Raw genomic sequence first — 17,664 nt, forward strand, 5'->3', positions numbered from 1 at the left:
AGCCTTCCGAAAGGCGGACCCGCGTCCGTCCCGCGCCTGCCCTCAGGCGGCTTCCCGCCCTGCCTATCCTAGTGCGCGGCGGCGCCAGCGTCCATCCTCCGCAGGCATGTCGCACAGCGTTGAATCCGTCACCCTGATCCCGCACAATGCGCAGGTCCCCGGCGACCGGCTGGGGATAGCGTGTGCGAGTCATTCCGCCGCCAGGCGGGAGTCCGGTCGCATGTGAAGACCTTGCATGTGAAGACCTAGCGTCTGAAGACCCTTATGAACCCTTAAAACATAGAGGATCTCATGTCGGATTTTGTCTTTGTCAATAACGATGACCAGCGCTACCGAACCCTGCAAAAGGGTTTCAACCTGCGTTTCCCCACCACCGGCGAGGGTGCGGACGCGATCTATGTCTGCCACGACGCGCAGTCGGTCCTGGCTGCCGCCAACGACGCGCTGGCCAAGGGCTGCCGCATCACGGTGCGCAGCGGCGGCCACTGCTACGAAGGCTTCGTGGCGAACAAGCTGCCCGAGGACCACGGCAAGTCCCTTGCCATCATCGACATCGGCCTGGTGACGGGCCTGCGCTACAGCGAGGCCGGCGACGTGTCCTCGCCCTGGAATGCGTCGGCGCGCTACAAGTTCTCGGCCGCCGCCGGCAACCAGAACTGGGACGGCTATGTGAACCTGTACAAGTCGGCCAACCGGACCCTGCCCGGCGGCTCGTGCTATTCGGTGGGCGCTGGCGGCCACATCGTCGGCGGCGGCTATGGCCTGCTGTCGCGCCTGCAGGGCCTGACGGTCGATTGGCTGTCGGGCGTGGACATCCTGGTGCCCAAGGGCCCGGGCCAGAACGCCCTGGTCGCCAAGCACGTCAACCTGGCCAGCGTCGGCACCGACCGCGACCTGTTCATCGCGTGCCGTGGCGGCGGTGGCGGCAACTACGGCATCATCCTGAATTACTACTTCGCGGAACTGCCCGTCGCGCCGCAACAGGCCTACTGGCTGTCGCTGTCGTATCCCTGGGCCTCGTTCGGCACGGGCGCCACCGGCAAGGCCGCCTTCGGCCGCTTCATGAAGGCCTACTACCAGTGGTTCGCGGACAATGACGCCGACTGGAACAGCTCCGACCCGGCCAAGGCCAACGGCGGACTGTTCACGCTGCTGAAGGTGCAGCACCGCTCCACCGGCGACATCGTGCTCAACATCCAGTACACCGGCACGGACGGCAAGGTCGGCGGCGCGCGCGACCAGCCCTTCATCAACTTCGTCAACGCGATGAACGCGGCCGCCGCCACGGTGCCCAGCATCAACATCGAGGCCAACTGGCTCGGACCGACGCGGCGCCTGACCGAAGCGCCGCTGGACCTGTCCCACCCGGTGCAGGACGCGCGGCTGATGGACTGGCTGTGGCTGACGCAGAACATCAACGGCTCGGGCAGCAACCAGCGCGGCAAGTACAAGTCCGCGTACCACCGCGCCAACTTCACCGACGTGGAAATCACCGCCATGTGGGAGTACCTGAACGGCACGGCCGACCCGCGCCTGAACCAGGCCCTGGTGCAGATCGATTCGTATGGCGGACGCATCAACCGCAACGACGAAACGCTCAACCCCACCAGCGTCCCGCAACGTTCCTCGCTGCTGAAGTCGCAGTTCCAGGTCTACTGGACCGATCCGGCCGACGACGCGTTCTATCTGAAGTGGATCTCGGACCTGTACGACGAGTACTTCGGGCAGTATGGCGGCAAGCCCGTCTATCAGCCCGGCTCCCCGTTCGAAGGGTGCTACATCAACTACCCGGACGTGGACATGAAGTACACCAACCAGACCCACGCGCAGATCGATCCGGGCTGGCTGCACCTGTACTACGGCAACAAGGTCAACCAGCTGATCGCGACCAAGCGCTCGGTGGATCCCGACAATCTGTTCCATCACCAGATGTCGATTCCGCTGACGCCGCCGGTCTGACGGGCTGAGACGGGAACGGCGCGCGCAACCTGCCGGCTCCGCGCGCCGCGCACAAGAAAAAGGGCGGCCTGCTCGCGCAGCGGCCGCCCTTGCCTTTTCAGGCGGTCCCGCTAACGCTCAGGCCGACAGCAGCTGCCAGGCCAGCCGCGCCGCCGCGCGGGCGCCGTGGCCGTCCACGTCGAAACGCGGGTTGTACTCGGCCATATCGGCCAGCCGGAGCTTGCCGCTGGCCTTCACGCGCAACGCGATTTCCTCGACCACCGCCATCGGCACGCCGTAAGGCGCGGGCGCCGACACGCCGGGCATGACCGCCGCGGGCAGCACGTCCAGGTCGATGGTCAGGTACACATGGCTGGCCGCCGCCAGCAGGCCGTCCAGCTGCGCCAGGCGCTCCGGCAGGTGACGTTCGCCCATGTCGCGGTCCTCGACCCAGACCGCGCCCACTTCGTCGGCGCGCGCGAACAGCGCCGGCGTATTGGCCAGCCGCGACACGCCCAGGCAGGCATATTGCAGCTTGCGGCCGCGTTCCTGGCAGTAGCTGGCGATCTGGTCGAACGGCGTGCCCGAGCTGCCGGGCCGGCCGGTGCGCAGGTCGAAGTGCGCGTCCAGGTTCAGCACCAGCACGGCGCCGTCGTCGCCGCGCGACTCCAGCCAGCGCGCCAGGCCCTGGAAGCTGCCCCAGGCGATCTCATGGCCGCCGCCCAGCACCAGCGGGCGGGCGCCCTGCCCCAGCAGCGCGGCCACGCGCTGGCCCAGCGCGTCCTGCGCCGCTTCCAGCGCGTCGCCCTCGCAGGCCACGTCGCCGGCGTCCAGCAGCCGCGTCAGTCCATGGGCCGGCAGGCCGGCCAGGAACTTGCGGATGCCGGCCGGGCCGGCCGCCGCGCCCACGCGGCCCTGGTTGCGGGCCACGCCGGCGTCGCAGGCGAAGCCCAGCAATACGCCCTCGCCCGCCTCGGCCTGGCCGTCGTAGGCGCGCACGATGTGCGCCAGGCGGCGCGTGTCGCCGCGCTCGGCGCTGTCGTCGCGCGCCACCCAGACGCTGGCGTCCAGTTGCGGCGTGCTCATGCCTGCTCTCCCTGGCCGTTGTTCAGCACGGCCTGCAGGAAGGCGCGGGTGCGCGCTTCGCGCGGCTGGGTGAAGATCACGTCGGGCGAGCCGGATTCCAGGATCACGCCGCCGTCCATCACCGCCACCACGTCGGCCACGTCGCGCGCGAAGCCCATTTCGTGCGTGACCACCATCATGGTCATGCCCTCGCGGGCCAGCAGCTTCATGACCTGCAGCACTTCGCCCACCAGTTCCGGGTCCAGCGCCGAGGTCGGCTCGTCGAACAGCATGACCTTGGGCTGCATGGCCAGCGCGCGGGCGATGGCCACGCGCTGCTTCTGGCCGCCGGACAGGCTGGCCGGCATGGCGTTCATCTTCTGGCTCAGGCCGACCTTGGTCAGCAGGTCCTCGGCCAGCGCGTGAGCCTCGTCGCGACCCATGCCGCGCAGCTTGCGCGGACCGACCGTGACGTTGTCCAGCACCGACAGGTGCGGGAACAGGTTGAAGCCCTGGAACACCATGCCCACCTGCATGCGCAGCTGGTTCAGCTGCGCCTCGGGCAGCATCTTGCCGTTGTCCTGCAGGGTCTGGCCGCAGATGCGGACGGTGCCGCCCTGCGCCACTTCCAGCCCGTTGCAGCAGCGCAGCAGCGTGCTCTTGCCCGAGCCGCTGGGCCCGATCACCACCACCACCTGCGACGGCAGCACATCGAAGTCGATGCCGCGCAGCACGGCGTGGTCGCCGTAGGATTTCTGCAGGCCGCGGATGCGGATCATTTCATTCATGGTTGCGGTGTTCATTGCACCATCCCCCCGGCGCGCAGATGTTGCTCGATCTTGCGCAGAATCACCATGGCCACCGTGGTCAGGACCAGATAAACCAGCGCCACCACCAGATAGGTTTCCAGCGCCAGGTAAGACACGCTGATGATCTTCTGGCCTTCGTGCATCAGGTCATGGATGGTCAGCAGCGACACCAGCGCCGAGTTCTTGATCAGCGCGATGAACTCGTTGCCCAGCGGCGGGATCATGCGCACCACCGCCTGCGGCAGGATGATGATGCGCATGGCCTGACCCGAGGACATGCCGAGCGAGCGCGCCGCCTCGGTCTGGCCGCGATCCACCGACTGGATGGCGCCGCGCACGATTTCCGACACATAGGCGCCGGAGTACATGCCCAGGCCCACCACGCCGCAGACGAAGGCCGGCAGCGTGATGCCGAACCGGGGCAGGCCGAAGAACCAGATGAACAGCTGCACCAGCAGGGGCGTGCCGCGGAACAGCAGCAGGTAGACGCTGCACAGGTTGTAGATCACGCGGCGCTGCGGGTTGAGCCGGCCCACGCCGACCAGCAGGCCGACGACGCAGCCCACCAGCAAGGCGCCGGCGGTCACCTCGATGCTGACCAGCGCGCCGCGCAGCAGCGCGTCGAAGTCGGCAAAGACGGCGGAAAAATCCAAAGGCTGGTTCATTTCGCGGGGGCCTCGAACCACTTGTTGACGATGGCCTGGTAGCTGCCGTCAGCCTTGAGCTTGGCCAGCGCGGCGTTCAGGTCGCGGGTCAGCTCGGGCTTGTTCTTGGGCACGGCGATGCCATATTCCTCGGTGGTGACCTGCTCGGTCAGCACGGTCAGGTCCGGCGTGCTTTGCGCGAACAGCTTGGCGGCGGGCTTGCCCGTCACGGCGGCTTCGGCGCGGCCGATCTGCACCAGGCTGAACATTTCCTGGTTCTTTTCCACTTCGACGCGCTGCACCGACGGGAAGTGTTCCTTCAGGTAGTTGACCGACTTGGTGCCGACCTGCACCGAGACCTTGCGGCCATCCATGTCCTTGAGCGTCTTGATCGGGCCGTCCTTCTTGGTCAGCACGACCAGGCCGCCGGCGTAGTACGGGTCGGTGAAGTCGACCACGCGGCTGCGCTCGGGCGTGATGTAGATGGCGGACACGGCGATGTCGGCGCGGCCGGCCTGCAGGGCGGGAATCAGGCCCTTGAAGTCGATGTCGATCCATTCGACCTTCTTGCCCATGGCGCCGGCCAGGGCTTCCACCAGCTCGATGTCGAAGCCGGTGCGCTTGCCGTCCTTGACGAATTCCATCGGCGGGAAGGTGGCGTCGGTGACGGCGCGGATGGTTTCCTGCGCGTGGGCGGAACCGGCGGTCCAGGCGGCCAGGCCCAGGCTCAGGGCGGCGGTCAGCAGAGTGCGACGAGTGGTCATGATCAATCCTAGGAAAGGGATATCGGAAAGGCGAGCCGCGAGGCGGCAGGCGGAACAGGGAACGCGGTGGAGCGCCGGGACAGCATGGAATGGAAAATCAAGGTCGGTCGGGACGGTATTCGGAACGTAACGGTATCGGGCCTGGCGCTCAGCGCGCCTGCAGCTTCAGTGAAATGCGCCGGGCGGCGCCGACCGTCATGTCGATCAGGGCCTGCGGGCGCTGCGCCGCGCGGGTCGACGGCGCCATCAGCGTGATCGAGGCGACGGCCTGGTGGGCGCGCTGGAAGATCGGCACGCTCACGCCCCAGACGCCGGCGTCGACTTCGCTGTCGGTGACGGCGTAGCCCTGCCCGCGTATGGTTTCCAGCTCCCCGGACAGGCGCGCCGGATCCATGCCCGCCTCGCCGGCCAGATAGCCCAGCGCCGCCTGCAGGCGCGCGGCCGGCATGAAGGCCAGCAGCGACTTGGCCGACGCACCCCGGGCCAGCGGCAGGCCGCGACCCTTGGTGAACGAGCAGCGCAGCGGATGCTGGCTTTCCACCATGTCCAGGCAGACGGCCTGGTCCTTGACCGCGACCAGCAGGCCGATGGTCTCGCCGGACGCGACCGCCAGCGCCGCCATGTCCGGCTGCGCCTCATGGATCAGGAAGGAAGACTGGTCGAAGCCCCAGGCCAGCTGCACGCTGAGCGGCCCCGGTCCGTATTCGCCATCGTGTTCGGCGACGAAGCCCCAGCGCTTGAGCAGCGCCACCTGCCGGTACAGCGTGCTTTGCGCCAGGCCGGTCTGTTCGGCCAGCGCCGCGATGCTGAGCGGCCCGTCATGCCGGGCCAGCGTGGCCAGCACATACAGGACGCGATCCGCGCCGGCGCCGACAGAGGGGTCGGGTGTCAAGATTCATCTCCAAACGAACTGGAGCGGAGATTATCAATTTATGGCTTTGATCCTGCAAATTATTCCCAAAAATTGAGAATTACAAGGGAAAACCCCAGCAAATATGAGAAAAGTATCAACGAGGCCGTTGCGAGCCGGGCGCAAAAAAAGCGCCCGCAGGCGCCGAAATGCCCGGCGCGCACCGGCATGCGCGCCAGGCAAAGCAGGAATCCGGCTCAGGCCCGGTGCGCGGTGGACCCCAGGATGCGCTCCACGCAACGCGCCCAGTACAGCAGGCGCGGATCTTCCTTGACGAAACCCACCAGCTGAAAGCCCAACGGCAGGCCGTTGGGTCCCCGTGCCGCCGGCAAGGTGATCGACGGGTTGTGCAGCAGGGACCAGATGCGGATGAAAGCAGAACTGCCGGTGCTGCTGGCAGGCGGCGCCTCGCCCAGCGTGGATGGCATGGCCAGCGCGTCCACGTCGCGCGCGACATCATGGAACGCGCGACGGCAGGCGTCCGCCGCGTCCAGCGCGGCGGCGTACTCGGATGCCGAGATGCCCTCGCCCATCGTCAGATACTCGATCAATCCCGGATCGCACAGCGCGGCATGGTCGCGCTTGAGCATCGCGTACTCGCGGGCCAGGTCGTAGGCCATGATCACGTCCTGCGCTTCGCCCATCGCCTCGAACCCGGACGGCATGGACAGCTCCGTCACCTGCACGCCCGCGCGCGACAGCGACTTGAGATGACCGTCGAAGGCCTCGCGCATGCCGGGCTCCGTGTCGGCCCAGTGCTTGGAGCGCCACACGCCGACGCGGAGATCGTCGCGCAGCGCCGATTGCGGGTCGTAACGGGGATCCCCGGTGAAAGCACGCATGAATAGCGCGGCATCCGCCACGGAACGCGCGATCGGGCCGATCACGTCCAGCGGGCGCGAATAGCGCCGTATGCCGACGTAGGGAATGGCGTCCAGCGTGGGCTTGAAGCCGACCGCGCCGCAGAACGCGGATGGGCGCAGGATGGATCCGGCCGTCTGCGTGCCAACAGATAGCGGCGCCATGAAATCGGCCACGGCGGCGGCGGATCCCGCCGACGAGGCCGCCGGCGTGCGCGTCAGGTCATGCGGATTGCGCGCCGGTCCGGGCAGCATGATTGCGTGACGCGATACCGTATTCTTGCCCAGCACATTGAAACCCAGCGCGCGCGCCTGGCTGACCACGGGCGCGTCCGCATCCGGCTGGCGTCCGGGAAAAATCTCGGGATCGCCCAGCTCCGTCCGCAGGTCGGCGGTATCTATCGTGTCCTTGATGCCCAGCGGCACGCCGTCCAGCAAGCGCTGGCGTCCGTGACGGTCCCAGGCGCGGGCGCGCGCCAGCGCCCCATGCGCGTCCACCTGCACCCAGGCCTGGACCTGTCCATTGCGCTGCTCTATGCGCTCCAGGCAGGCGCGGGTCCAGGCCTCGCAACTCAGCGCGCCACGCTCCAGCGCCGCCAGGCCTTCCATGGCGGTCAGCGTGGCGACATCGCCCGGCGGCGGTCGGCGCACGGCCGGGGTATCAGTCATATCGGAAGTAGACAAGGCATGGCTCCTGGCTAAGAGAAGGAAGGGGATGAGACGGGGTCCGCGTCGGATCCGCCGCCATTCAAGCGCACGTCGGCGCCCCGAGCCTGGCCGCCCCGCCCGATATACAGGTCGCTCATGTGCTCATTGGCCAGCAGCGCCTGTCCGGTATCGGTCAACACGATGCGGCCCGAGTCCAGGATGTAGCCCCGATCGCTGAAGGCCAGCGCCTGGCGCGCGCGCTGTTCCACCATCAGCACGCCCACCCCGATCTGCGGCAGGCGGCGCACTTCGGCGAAGACCTGTTCGGTCAGGGCCGGCGACAGGGCAGCGGAAGGCTCGTCCAGCACCATCAGGCGCGGCGAGGACATCAGCGCGCGCGCGAAGGCCAGTTGCTGGCGCTCGCCGCCGGACAGGTTCTCGGCGCGCGTCCCGCGCCGGCCCGCCAACGCGGGAAACAGGTCGAACATGTCGCGGATGCGCTGTTCGCGTCCGCGCACGTGCTCGACCACGCGCAGGTTCTCCAGCACGGTCAGGGCGCCGAACACATTGCGCACCTGCGGCACATACGAGATGCCGATGCGCACGCGCTCCTCGACCGGCAGGGCCAGCAGGTCGCGGCCATCGAAAGCCAGCACGCCGGCCATGCGCGGCAAGAGGCCCATCACGGCCTTGACCAGGGTGGACTTGCCCGCGCCGTTGGTGCCGGCGATGGTGACAATCTCGCGCGCGGCCACGCGCATGTCGATTCCGCTGACGATATCGACTTCGCCGTAGCCGCCGGCAAAGCCTTGCACGACGAGCAGGCTCATATCACTCCCCCCATGTACGCCTCGCGCACCTGTTCATTGGCCAGGACGCTGTCCGGCGCCCCCTCGGCGATCACCCGCCCCCGGTCCATCACGTACATGCGCGGCGCGATGCGCGCCAGCTCTTCCAGGTTGTGCTCGATGATGGCGACGGTCAGCCCGCGCTGGTTCAATTCGACGATGCGGTCCGACAGTTCCTCGATCAGCACCGGGTTGACGCCGGCGAAAGGTTCGTCCAGCAGGATGCAGCGCGGCTCCAGCATCAGCAGCCGCCCCAGTTCCAGCAGTTTCTTCTGCCCGCCCGACAGCTTGCCGGCGGGTTCGTCCGCCACCCTGGACAGGTTCAGGAAATCCAGCAACCCGCGCACGCGCTCGGCTAGGCGCGCCTCTTCGCGGGCCACCTCGCGGCGCGCGAACAGCAGCGCCGACAGTTTCTCGCCGCGCTGGTCCGGCGCGGCGGCCATCATGTTGTCGAACACGGTCAACTGGCTGAACTCGCGCGGCACCTGGAAGGTGCGCGCCAGCCCTCGCCTGACGCGCCGGTGCACGGCCATGCCCGTGATGTCCTCGCCGCCGAAGCTCACCGTGCCCGCGCTGGGCGGGATATACCCGCTGACGACCGAGAACAAGGTGCTCTTGCCCGCGCCGTTGGTGCCGATCAGCCCGACCAGCTCGCCTTCGCGCACTTCCAGCGACACGTCATCCAGCGCCTTGAATCCGGCGAAACCGGCGCTGAGCCGGCTGATTGATAGCAAGGCCATGCCTTATCTCCTGCGCGTGGAACGGTTGCCGAACAGGCCCTGCGGCCGGTAGAGCACGACGCAGATCAACGCCAGCCCGATGACGCCGATGCGCACGCTGGCCATCTGCACCTCGGAAATGCCGCCCACGAAGTCGCGCACGAAACGGGAGCCCTCCAGGAAGCCGACCAGCAGCGCGGTGCCGGCGACCACCCCCGCCAGCCGCCCTACTCCGCCCAGGATGATGGCGATCCAGATGTAGAACGTGATCAGCGGCACGAACTGTTCCGGACTGATGAAGGTCAGGTAGTGCGCCTGGAAGGCGCCGGCCAGCCCCGCCAGGCCCGCCCCCAGCATCAATGAGCGCGTCTTGAACCGGGCCGGATCCTTGCCCAGGGCCCGCACCGCCACCTCGTTGTCGCGCACCGCTTCGATGACGCGGCCGAACGGACTGCGGATCACCAGGTGTATCAGCAGCAGCGCGCCCGCATTGACCGCCAACAGCGCCAGCATGATCCACAGGTCCACGGTCTGCGGCGAAGCCCAGCCGGCGAACAGGCGCGGAATGCCGGGCAGGCCGTGCATGCCGCGCGTCAGCCATTCCTCGGTCTGCAGCATCATGCGCAGCGATTCCGAGAATCCCAGGGTGACGATGGCCAGATAGTCGCTGCCCAGCCGCAGGGCGATCATGCCCAGCGGATAGGCCGACAAGGCCGCGATGGCCGTGGCCGCCACCATGGCCAGCGGGACCGGCACGCCCTTGAGCGACAGCAGCGCCGAGGCATACGCGCCGATCGCGAAGAAACCCACGTGGCCGAAGTTCACCAGCCCCGTGAAGCCATAGTGCAGCGACAGGCCGAACGCCAGCAGCATGTAGATCAGCACGCCGATGGCGATTGCAATCAGATAGGCTTCCATCGTCTCACCTCACCGCCATCGGACGGCCAAAGATGCCTTGCGGGCGCAACAGCAGCACGCAGAGCAATACCCCGAACGCGAACACGATCTTGTAGGCTGGCCCCACGACCAGGCTGGCGACCTCCTGCGCGATGCTGAAGACCATGATGCCCACGATCGCCCCCACCGGATTGCCAATGCCCCCCAGGATCACCGCCGCGAACATCGGCATGAGCAGTTCCCAGCCCAGTTCCGGAATGACCACGGCCTTGATGCCCAGCAGCACGCCGCCCAGCCCGCAGTACGCCCCGGCGAGAGTCCAGAGCGTGATCATCACGCGCCGTCCGCGGATGCCGCTGGCGGCCGCGAGTTCGGGGTTGTCCGCCACCGCCCGCATGCGTCTGCCTGTGGGCGTGAGGTGCATCAGGACGAACACCAGGGCCAGCGCCGCCAGCGCGGTGCCGACGATGTACAGATCGGTCGGCAGGATGCGCACGCCGCCGAAGTTCCAGGCGCGCGTCAATGGCAGGTCGAAGGTGTACTGGTCCTGACCGGCGAAAAACGTGATCGTGCTGCGCAAGGCGAAGGCCACGCCGATCGAGGCGATCAGGCGCGACACGTTCGAGCGCGACTCGAGCGGCCGGAACACCCAGGCATAGAAGAACAGGCTGACGGCGGTGGTTGCCGCGATGGCGGCCAGGCCGCCCGCCAGGATCGAGCCGCCGGCCGCCGCCTGCGTGAAAACCGCCGTGTAAGCCCCCAGCGTCATGTAGTCGCCGCTGGCCGCGTTGGGAAAGCGGGCGATGCCGAACACCAGCGTGATCGCCAGCGCCGGCAAGGCCAGCAGCATCCCGATCACGACGCCGTTGATCGCGGCGTTGATGACGGTGATTGCATCCATCTTGTATCCCCCTGGAGGCCTGACTCAGACCTTGCCGGCAATGACTTCCTTGAGCGCCAGCTTGCCGTCGTGGATGTCGAAGACGCCGAAGTCGGGCACGGTTTCACCGTGCGCGCCGAACTCCAGGCGCGACGAAGCGCCGTCGTAGTCCACCGGCTTGCCGGCGCGCAGCAACGCCTGCCCCTGCGCGAAGCCGCTGACTTTCTCCGCGCCGCTCCTGCCCGTCACGTCGCGGATCCGGCCGTTGATGGCGGCCACGTCGGCCGTGCCGCCCGCGGCCTCGATGGCCAGCGCCAGGGTGATCACCATGTCGTAGGACTGCGATGCGAAGATGTCCGGTTCACGCTTGGTGCGCTTGCGGAACTCGGCGGCGAATTGCTTGTAGGCCGCATGCTCGTGCGCCGCCACATTGGAAATGGAGATGATGCCTTCCGTCGCTTCCTTGCCCAGGGCCTTGACCAGGTCCTCATTGGCGGTCCAGCCCGGCATGATGAACTTGCAATCCTGGCCGGTCTGGAACCATTCCTTGAGGATGATGGTGGCGTCCGGCCGGTAGGCGCTCAGCGAGATCACGTCGGGCTTGGTGGCGAGCACCTTGTTCAGCTCGGTGCGATAGGTGGTCTGGTTGGGCTCGTAGATGACGAAGGCGCTGACGTCGCCGCCGCCCTGCTTCCAGGCGTCCCTGAAGTAATTGGCCTGCCCGACGAAGGTGGAGTTGTTGAACGCCATCACCGCCGGCCGCTTGAAGCCGCGCTGGCGCGCCACCTCGGCGAAGGCGCGGCCGAACACCGCGTTCGAGGCCTGGAACATCCAGGCCAGCCCGCGCTTGTTCTCGGTCAGCATTTCCGGCGCGCCGCAGGTGTTCATGGTGATCAGGCCGGCCGCGTTGGTGATGGGCATCGCGGCCAGGCCGACCGACGATGGCCAGATGCCGATCACGGCCTCGACCTTGTTGATCTCGATGAGCTTCTTGACGGCCAGCACCGCCGCATCGGGCTTGGTCTGGTCATCTTCGGCGTAGAGCTGGAACTGGCGTCCAGCCGCGCCGCCGGCCGCGTTGACCTCGTCGACGCCGATCTTGATGGCTTCCAGCATGCCCGGTCCGTAGGGACCGCCCACGCCCGTGATGGAGTTCAGGGCGCCCAGGCGGAAGGGCTGCGCGCCCTGGGCGCGCGCGGGAAAGGGAGCCAGGCCGGCGGCGGCGAGCGCCGCGCTCGCGGCGAGGAAATCGCGGCGGGAGAAAGAGATGGGCTGCGTCATGAAGGTTCCTTGCGGCGTGAACGTCTTGGTTCAACTTCGAATAAGCGTCGGTGCCCATGGCGCCGACGTCCCCTGTGGCTTGGATAGGACTTCAGTACTGCCGATTGTGATTGTCGGATCGCTGACCGCCGGCGGCGCGTCAGCCGATGGCCCCCCTTGCGCGCATGTCCGCGATCCTGTCGGCCGGCACGCCAAAGCGGCGCAACACCTCGTCGGTGTGCTGCCCCATCAGCGGCGCGGCCGTGCGCAAGGCGCCCGGCGTGCGCGAGAACTTGGTCGGAATGCCTATGGTTTTCATGCTGCCCAATGCGGGATGCTCCAGTTCCTGAACCATGCCGCGCGCCAGGTAGTGCGGATCGCGCATGGCCTGGCCGAAGTCATTGATGGGTCCACAGGGCACCGCCGCCCTTTCGCAGCGTTCAATCCAGGTGGCGGCGTCGGCGCGGGCGAACTCCGCCTCCAGGATAGGCTCCAGCTCGGCGATATGGGCAAGCCGGTCGGAATTCGTCACGAAGCGCGGATCCGTCACCAGCTCGGGGCGTTCGAGCACCTCGGTGCACAGGCGCTCCCAGGTGCGCTGGTTGGCCGCGCCGATCATGATGTAGCCCTGGCGCGTGCCAAATGCCTGGTACGGCGCGGACACCCGGTGGCGGCTGCCCGTGCCCTGAGGCACGGTGCCCTCCGCGAAATAGGCCGCGGCCTCCCAGACGAACCAGGGCAGGCCGCACTCGGCCAGGGCGATGTCGATATGCTGGCCCTCGCCCGTCTTCATCTGATGGATGCAGGCGGCCAGGATGGCATAGGCGGCCGTCAGCCCGGCGCCCACGTCATAGATGGCGATGCCGGATTTCAGCGGACGCCCGCCAGGCTCGCCCGTCATGCTCATGATGCCGCTCATGCCCTGGGCCACCAGGTCGAAGCCGCCCTTGCCCGCGTAAGGCCCGGACTGCCCGTAGCCGGAAATCGAGCAATACACCAGGCGTGGATTGATGGCCGACAAGGTGTCATAGTCCACGCCCAGCGAGCGCGTCACGCCCACGCGGTAGTTCTCGACCACTACATCGGCCCAGCGCGCCAGTTCGTACAGCACGGCGCGCGCCTCGGGGTCTTTCAGGTTCAGCGCCACGCCCTGCTTGTTGCGGTTGATCTGGGCGAAGCAGGTCGACTCGCCATTCACGTAGGGGCCCATTTCGCGGGAATCGTCGCCGGCGCCGGTCTTCTCGACCTTGATGACCTCGGCGCCCAGATCGGCCAGCACCATGGTGCAATAGGGACCGGCCATGATCTGGGAAAGATCCAGAATCTTGATGCCGGCCAGGGGGGAAGCAGCTTGAGTCATGACAGTTCGATCCTGGGGTTCGTTCCTGGGCCTTGAGCCGGATCAGCGGCCGATGAATTCGGGCACCTGCTTGCGCGCGAACGCCTCGCGTCCGCGCCGGTAATCCTCGGTGGCGAAACAGGCATAGGCCTCGGCCCGCTCGGCCGGACTGAGCGCGCGGCCCTGCCGCAACTGCGCCACGAAGCGCTTATGCCAGCGGTTGACCAGCGGCGCCGCGGCGGCGATGCGCAAGGCCGTGGCGTAGGCGTGCTCGACCACGCGCTCGTCGTCGACGACCCGGCTCAGCAAGCCCTTGGACAGGGCCTCCTCGGCGCCGAATATATGACCTTCCAGCAGGATTTCCAGGGTGCGCGCCGCGCCGATCAGGTCCATCAGCTCGACCAGCTCCTGGTGATCCACCGTCAGGCCGATGCGGTTCACCGGAATGCCGTAGCGGCTGCCGCGCCCGGCGACGCGGATGTCGCACATGGCCGCCAGCTCCAGCCCTCCCCCCACGCAAACGCCTTCGATGCAGGCCACCGTGGGATGACGCAGATTCTTGAGCGCGCCGGTCATGGACAGCGTGAACGCGGCGTATTCGGCCGCCTGCGCCGCGCCGTCGCGCTCATCGGCGAAGCCGCCGATGTCGCTGCCGGCGCAGAAGGCGCCACCCGCGCCGCGCAGCACCACGCAGCGCACGGCGTCATCGGCCTCGAGTTCGCGCATGACGCGACCGAATTCGCGATACATGTCCAGCGTGAAGGCATTGCGCTTTTGCGGACGGTTCATCAGTACCGTGGCGACCCCATCGCCATCGTGGGACAGGTCGATGCTCATCGAGCCGCCTCCCCGTCCAGGCGCAGCTCGGTGCCTTGCAGCACCACGCGCCCATCCAGCTCCAGCGTGGCGTCGGTGACGATGGTGTCGTAATGCGCCGCCGCCTTGACGGTGCCGCCGATATAGGCGCTGGTGCCAAGCGCCAACTGGATCGAACCGTAGACGGATTCGTCGGACAGCATGGTGCCGTCCAGCTGGCAGCGGGGATTCATGCCCACGCCCAGCTCGCCCAGGTTGTACACGAGCGGGTCATTGAAACTGGCGAGCAGGTCGCGGAACCGGCGCGCCACCTCGCCGCCCTCGATGGCGACGGCCATGCCTTTTTCCAGGCGGATGCGCACGGGTTCGTCACGAATCAGCGACACGCCCGGAATGCTGGCATTGACCACGATGACGCCTTCGGCCGTGCCCTCCACCGGCGCCAGACTGGACTCCAGGCAATACCCCGCCGAGATATCCGTGGTGTTGGCGAAGCCATGCAACGCCCGGCCGCGCCGCCCGGCGATGCTCATGCGTACATCGGTGCCCAGCGCGCTCGTGACCCGGGCCGTGTCGGCGCGGGTCAAGGCATCGGCCAGGCCTTCGATCTGCGGCCGCAAGGCGTCGAAATCCGCTTCCCACCCCTCGGCCAGGAAGAAATCGGGCTGGTGCGATTCCGGCAGCACGATCACGCCCACGCCGGCCCGGGTCGCCCGCTGGCGCGCGTCGGTATGGGCGGCGTTGGCCCGGGTGAGCGCGATCACCAGATCGGCGGCCTGCATGGCCTCGGCCACCACCGGTGACAACTGGCGTCCATGGCGCGCCGAGCCCGCGATCTGCATCAGGTTCAGCGACGCACCCGCCTCGTCCACGGCAATGGCCAGCGGCTCCACGTTGTGGTGGGTGTGCAAGTCCGACAGCACCAGCACTTCCATGCCCGGACGCGCGGCCCCCAGCTGGCTCACCACCTTGCGGGCATTCTTCAGTTTCAGCAGCGTATGCATGTCAGGCTCCTCAAGCGGCCCGCGCCGCGCGGGCGTCGGCCAGGTCCTGCGCCTGGGCGACCGCGCGCTCCAGGATGTCCAGGCCGCGCCCAAGCTCGTCGGCGCCGATGCACAGCGGCGCCAGGAACCGGATCACATTGCCGTGAAAGCCTGCTTTCACCAGGATCAAGCCGCCCTGGTAGGCGGCCTGCACGATATGCGCGGCCAGGTCCCCGGCGGGCTCGTGGCCCGTCGAATCGCGCACCACCTCGAACGCGACCATGGCGCCCAGCCCGCGCACGTCGCCGACGATGCCGTAGCGCCGCGACCAGGCCTCGAAGCGCGCGCGCACGCGCCCGCCGACATCCCGCGCCCGCGCCGCGTAGTCGTCCCGCCGCATGACCTGGATCGCGGCCAGCGCCGCGGCGCAGGCCAGCGGATTGCCGCCATAGGTTCCGCCCAGTCCGCCCACCGCGGGCGCGTCCATCAGATCCGCGCGCCCGACCAGCGCCGCGATCGGCAGGCCGGCCCCCATGGACTTGGCCAAGGTATAGAGATCGGCCTGCACCCCGGCGTGTTGGGTGGCGAACCATTCGCCGCTGCGGCAAAAGCCCGATTGAATCTCATCGGCGATCAGCACGATGCCGTGCCGGCTGCAGTATTCGCGCAGCGACCGCAGGAAGGCCGGCGGCGCCACATGGAAACCGCCCTCTCCCTGGATGGGTTCGATGATCACCGCCGCGACCTGCCCCGGCGTGATCTCGGACTCGACCAGGCGACGGAACTGCTCAAAAGCGGCCCGCGCGCAGGCTTCGTCGGTCAGGCCGGAGCGATAGCGCACGGGAAACGGCGCCCGGTACACCTCGTTCGCGAAGGGACCGAAACCGCTCTTGTAGGCCGGCGCCTTGGCGGTCAGCGACAGCGCCATGTAGGTGCGGCCATGGAACGCATTCTCGAACGCCACCACAGCCTGCCTGCCGGTCGCGCGGCGCGCCACCTTGATGGCGTTTTCCACGGCTTCCGCGCCGGTGGTCTGCAGCATGACCTTCTTGGGCCAGTCGCCTGGCACCAGATCGATCAGCGCCTCGGCCAGCTCGATATAGCCGGGATACATCACGATGTTGAAGCAGGTATGCAGATAGCGCTCGGCCTGCGCGCGCACGGCGGCCACCACCTCGGGGTGCGCGTGCCCGACATTGAGCGTGCCGATGCCGCCTGCGAAGTCGATGAAGTCATGGCCGTCCAGATCGGTCAGCGTGGCGCCGGCCGCGCGTTCGGCGAACACGGGCGGGCCGTTGGCCACCCCCAGGGCCACGGCGGCCTCTCGCCGCGCCTGGAATGCCTGGCACTGCCTGCCGGGAAGTTGCGGGGACTGCGTGGCGTCTGTCATTGCCCTGGGCTCCTGGGAAGGGTGGATGCAGCGACGATCGAGCCCACTATATTCTTGTGCTATTTATTGTGTCAATACTAGATTACAATTATGCATTCTAAATTGTGCACAATCTTGAGTTCAAAATAGTGATATGCTTTCCCGCGACTTGAAACCAGGTGCCCACATGCCCGAGAAACGCGCCACGCCCGTTGCCGCCGAAGAAAAACGCAAGCCGGCTTCCACCCGCGACGTCATTCTGGATCTGCGCGAGCGCATCGCCTCGCAGGCCCTGCTGCCCGGCACGCGCGTGCCCGAGGAAGACCTGGCGCAGGCCTACGACATCCCCCGCGCCAAGGCGCGCGAGGTGCTGGCCACGCTGGAAGATCGCGCCCTGGTGGAACGCGTGCCGAACAAGGGCGCCGTGGTGGCGCTGGTTGACATGGAAACCACGTACCGTCTCTACCAGGTGCGCGAAGCGCTGGACGGGCTCGCGGTGCGGCTGGCCATCGCCAATGCCGAGCCCGCCGATTGGGAAGCCATGCAGGCCCTGCTGGGCGAGCCGTTCGAACAGAGCCTGAAGAACGGCGACATCGAGGCGCATGTGGCCACGATTGAGCAGTTCCGCAATCACATCAAGGAACTGGCGCGCAATCCCATCCTGAGCGACATGATCGAGCGCATCTATGACCGCACCCGCGTGTCGATGCGGCGCGTGGCCCTGCTGCCCGGCCGTTCGGAAATGGGAATCAAGCAATACCGCGCCCTGCTGGACGCGATGGTGCGCGGCGACGCCGACGAGGCCGAGCGTTGCGTGCGCGAGCTGAACGCCAGCGCGCGCGACTATATCGAGCGCTACAAGAACTACGTCATCTGACGGCCTGGCGCCGGCACGCCCGGCGCCAGGGCCGGGAC

Annotated in this window: 17 protein-coding genes; 2 read left to right on the forward strand and 15 right to left on the reverse strand. The window is 67.6% G+C overall.

Translation table 11 applies throughout. From position 1 onward, the window contains the following. Positions 1-291 precede the first annotated feature (291 nt). Positions 292-1,959, forward strand: a complete 1,668-nt coding sequence (locus AC6LJ5_RS14850; RefSeq protein ID WP_103274114.1) for a BBE domain-containing protein — start codon at positions 292-294, stop codon at positions 1,957-1,959. Positions 1,960-2,076: 117 nt separating this feature from the next. Here AC6LJ5_RS14850 and hutG read toward each other — a convergent pair whose 3' ends face one another. The 15 genes from hutG to gabT all read right to left on the reverse strand — a co-directional run bounded on the left by hutG (position 2,077) and on the right by gabT (position 16,770). Continuing rightward, complete coding sequence (gene hutG, locus AC6LJ5_RS14855) at positions 2,077-3,024, reverse strand: formimidoylglutamase (protein WP_498140864.1); 948 nt, start codon at positions 3,022-3,024, stop codon at positions 2,077-2,079. Then, positions 3,021-3,806 (reverse strand): amino acid ABC transporter ATP-binding protein, encoded by a 786-nt coding sequence (locus tag AC6LJ5_RS14860; protein ID WP_304558823.1) that lies wholly within the window; start codon positions 3,804-3,806, stop codon positions 3,021-3,023. The genes hutG and AC6LJ5_RS14860 overlap by 4 nt, the downstream gene beginning before the upstream one ends. Further along, positions 3,803-4,477 carry an amino acid ABC transporter permease gene (locus AC6LJ5_RS14865; RefSeq protein WP_103274111.1) on the reverse strand — a complete coding sequence of 225 codons (675 nt, stop codon included), beginning with the start codon at positions 4,475-4,477 and terminating at the stop codon, positions 3,803-3,805. Before AC6LJ5_RS14865 ends, AC6LJ5_RS14860 begins: the two co-directional genes overlap by 4 nt. After that, complete coding sequence (locus AC6LJ5_RS14870) at positions 4,474-5,220, reverse strand: transporter substrate-binding domain-containing protein (protein ID WP_103274110.1); 747 nt, start codon at positions 5,218-5,220, stop codon at positions 4,474-4,476. The genes AC6LJ5_RS14865 and AC6LJ5_RS14870 overlap by 4 nt, the downstream gene beginning before the upstream one ends. A gap of 148 nt (positions 5,221-5,368) precedes the next feature. Next, a complete protein-coding gene (locus tag AC6LJ5_RS14875) occupies positions 5,369-6,115 on the reverse strand; it encodes an IclR family transcriptional regulator (RefSeq protein ID WP_103274109.1) in 747 nt (248 codons plus the stop codon). 212 nt (positions 6,116-6,327) lie between these two features. After that, positions 6,328-7,674 (reverse strand): amidase, encoded by a 1,347-nt coding sequence (locus AC6LJ5_RS14880; protein WP_498140865.1) that lies wholly within the window; start codon positions 7,672-7,674, stop codon positions 6,328-6,330. A gap of 14 nt (positions 7,675-7,688) precedes the next feature. Then, a complete protein-coding gene (locus AC6LJ5_RS14885) occupies positions 7,689-8,468 on the reverse strand; it encodes an ABC transporter ATP-binding protein (RefSeq protein WP_498140866.1) in 780 nt (259 codons plus the stop codon). Next, entirely contained in the window at positions 8,465-9,226 is a 762-nt protein-coding gene (locus tag AC6LJ5_RS14890) for an ABC transporter ATP-binding protein (protein WP_498140867.1), read from the reverse strand. The genes AC6LJ5_RS14885 and AC6LJ5_RS14890 overlap by 4 nt, the downstream gene beginning before the upstream one ends. 3 nt (positions 9,227-9,229) lie before the next feature. After that, a complete protein-coding gene (locus AC6LJ5_RS14895; RefSeq protein ID WP_498140868.1) occupies positions 9,230-10,123 on the reverse strand; it encodes a branched-chain amino acid ABC transporter permease in 894 nt (297 codons plus the stop codon). A gap of 4 nt (positions 10,124-10,127) precedes the next feature. Continuing rightward, the gene (locus tag AC6LJ5_RS14900; RefSeq protein ID WP_498140869.1) at positions 10,128-11,003 is read right to left on the reverse strand and encodes a branched-chain amino acid ABC transporter permease; all 876 of its coding nucleotides are present in this window, start codon (positions 11,001-11,003) and stop codon (positions 10,128-10,130) included. A 24-nt stretch (positions 11,004-11,027) separates the two neighbouring features. Continuing rightward, the gene (locus AC6LJ5_RS14905) at positions 11,028-12,263 is read right to left on the reverse strand and encodes an ABC transporter substrate-binding protein (protein WP_498140870.1); all 1,236 of its coding nucleotides are present in this window, start codon (positions 12,261-12,263) and stop codon (positions 11,028-11,030) included. A gap of 139 nt (positions 12,264-12,402) precedes the next feature. Beyond that, complete coding sequence (locus tag AC6LJ5_RS14910) at positions 12,403-13,602, reverse strand: CaiB/BaiF CoA transferase family protein (RefSeq protein WP_498140871.1); 1,200 nt, start codon at positions 13,600-13,602, stop codon at positions 12,403-12,405. A 42-nt stretch (positions 13,603-13,644) separates the two neighbouring features. Beyond that, a complete protein-coding gene (locus AC6LJ5_RS14915; RefSeq protein WP_498140872.1) occupies positions 13,645-14,418 on the reverse strand; it encodes an enoyl-CoA hydratase/isomerase family protein in 774 nt (257 codons plus the stop codon). Beyond that, the gene (locus tag AC6LJ5_RS14920; RefSeq protein ID WP_498140873.1) at positions 14,415-15,401 is read right to left on the reverse strand and encodes an aminopeptidase; all 987 of its coding nucleotides are present in this window, start codon (positions 15,399-15,401) and stop codon (positions 14,415-14,417) included. The genes AC6LJ5_RS14915 and AC6LJ5_RS14920 overlap by 4 nt, the downstream gene beginning before the upstream one ends. Before the next feature lie 10 nt (positions 15,402-15,411). Then, positions 15,412-16,770, reverse strand: a complete 1,359-nt coding sequence (gene gabT, locus AC6LJ5_RS14925) for a 4-aminobutyrate--2-oxoglutarate transaminase (protein ID WP_498140874.1) — start codon at positions 16,768-16,770, stop codon at positions 15,412-15,414. Positions 16,771-16,936: 166 nt separating this feature from the next. Between gabT and AC6LJ5_RS14930 the strand changes: the two genes are divergently transcribed. Beyond that, positions 16,937-17,626, forward strand: coding sequence for a GntR family transcriptional regulator (locus tag AC6LJ5_RS14930; RefSeq protein WP_498140875.1), 690 nt, complete (start codon positions 16,937-16,939; stop codon positions 17,624-17,626). The last annotated feature ends 38 nt before the right edge of the window (positions 17,627-17,664 follow it).

It is taken from the genome of Achromobacter sp. 1011791174, assembly GCF_059760925.1.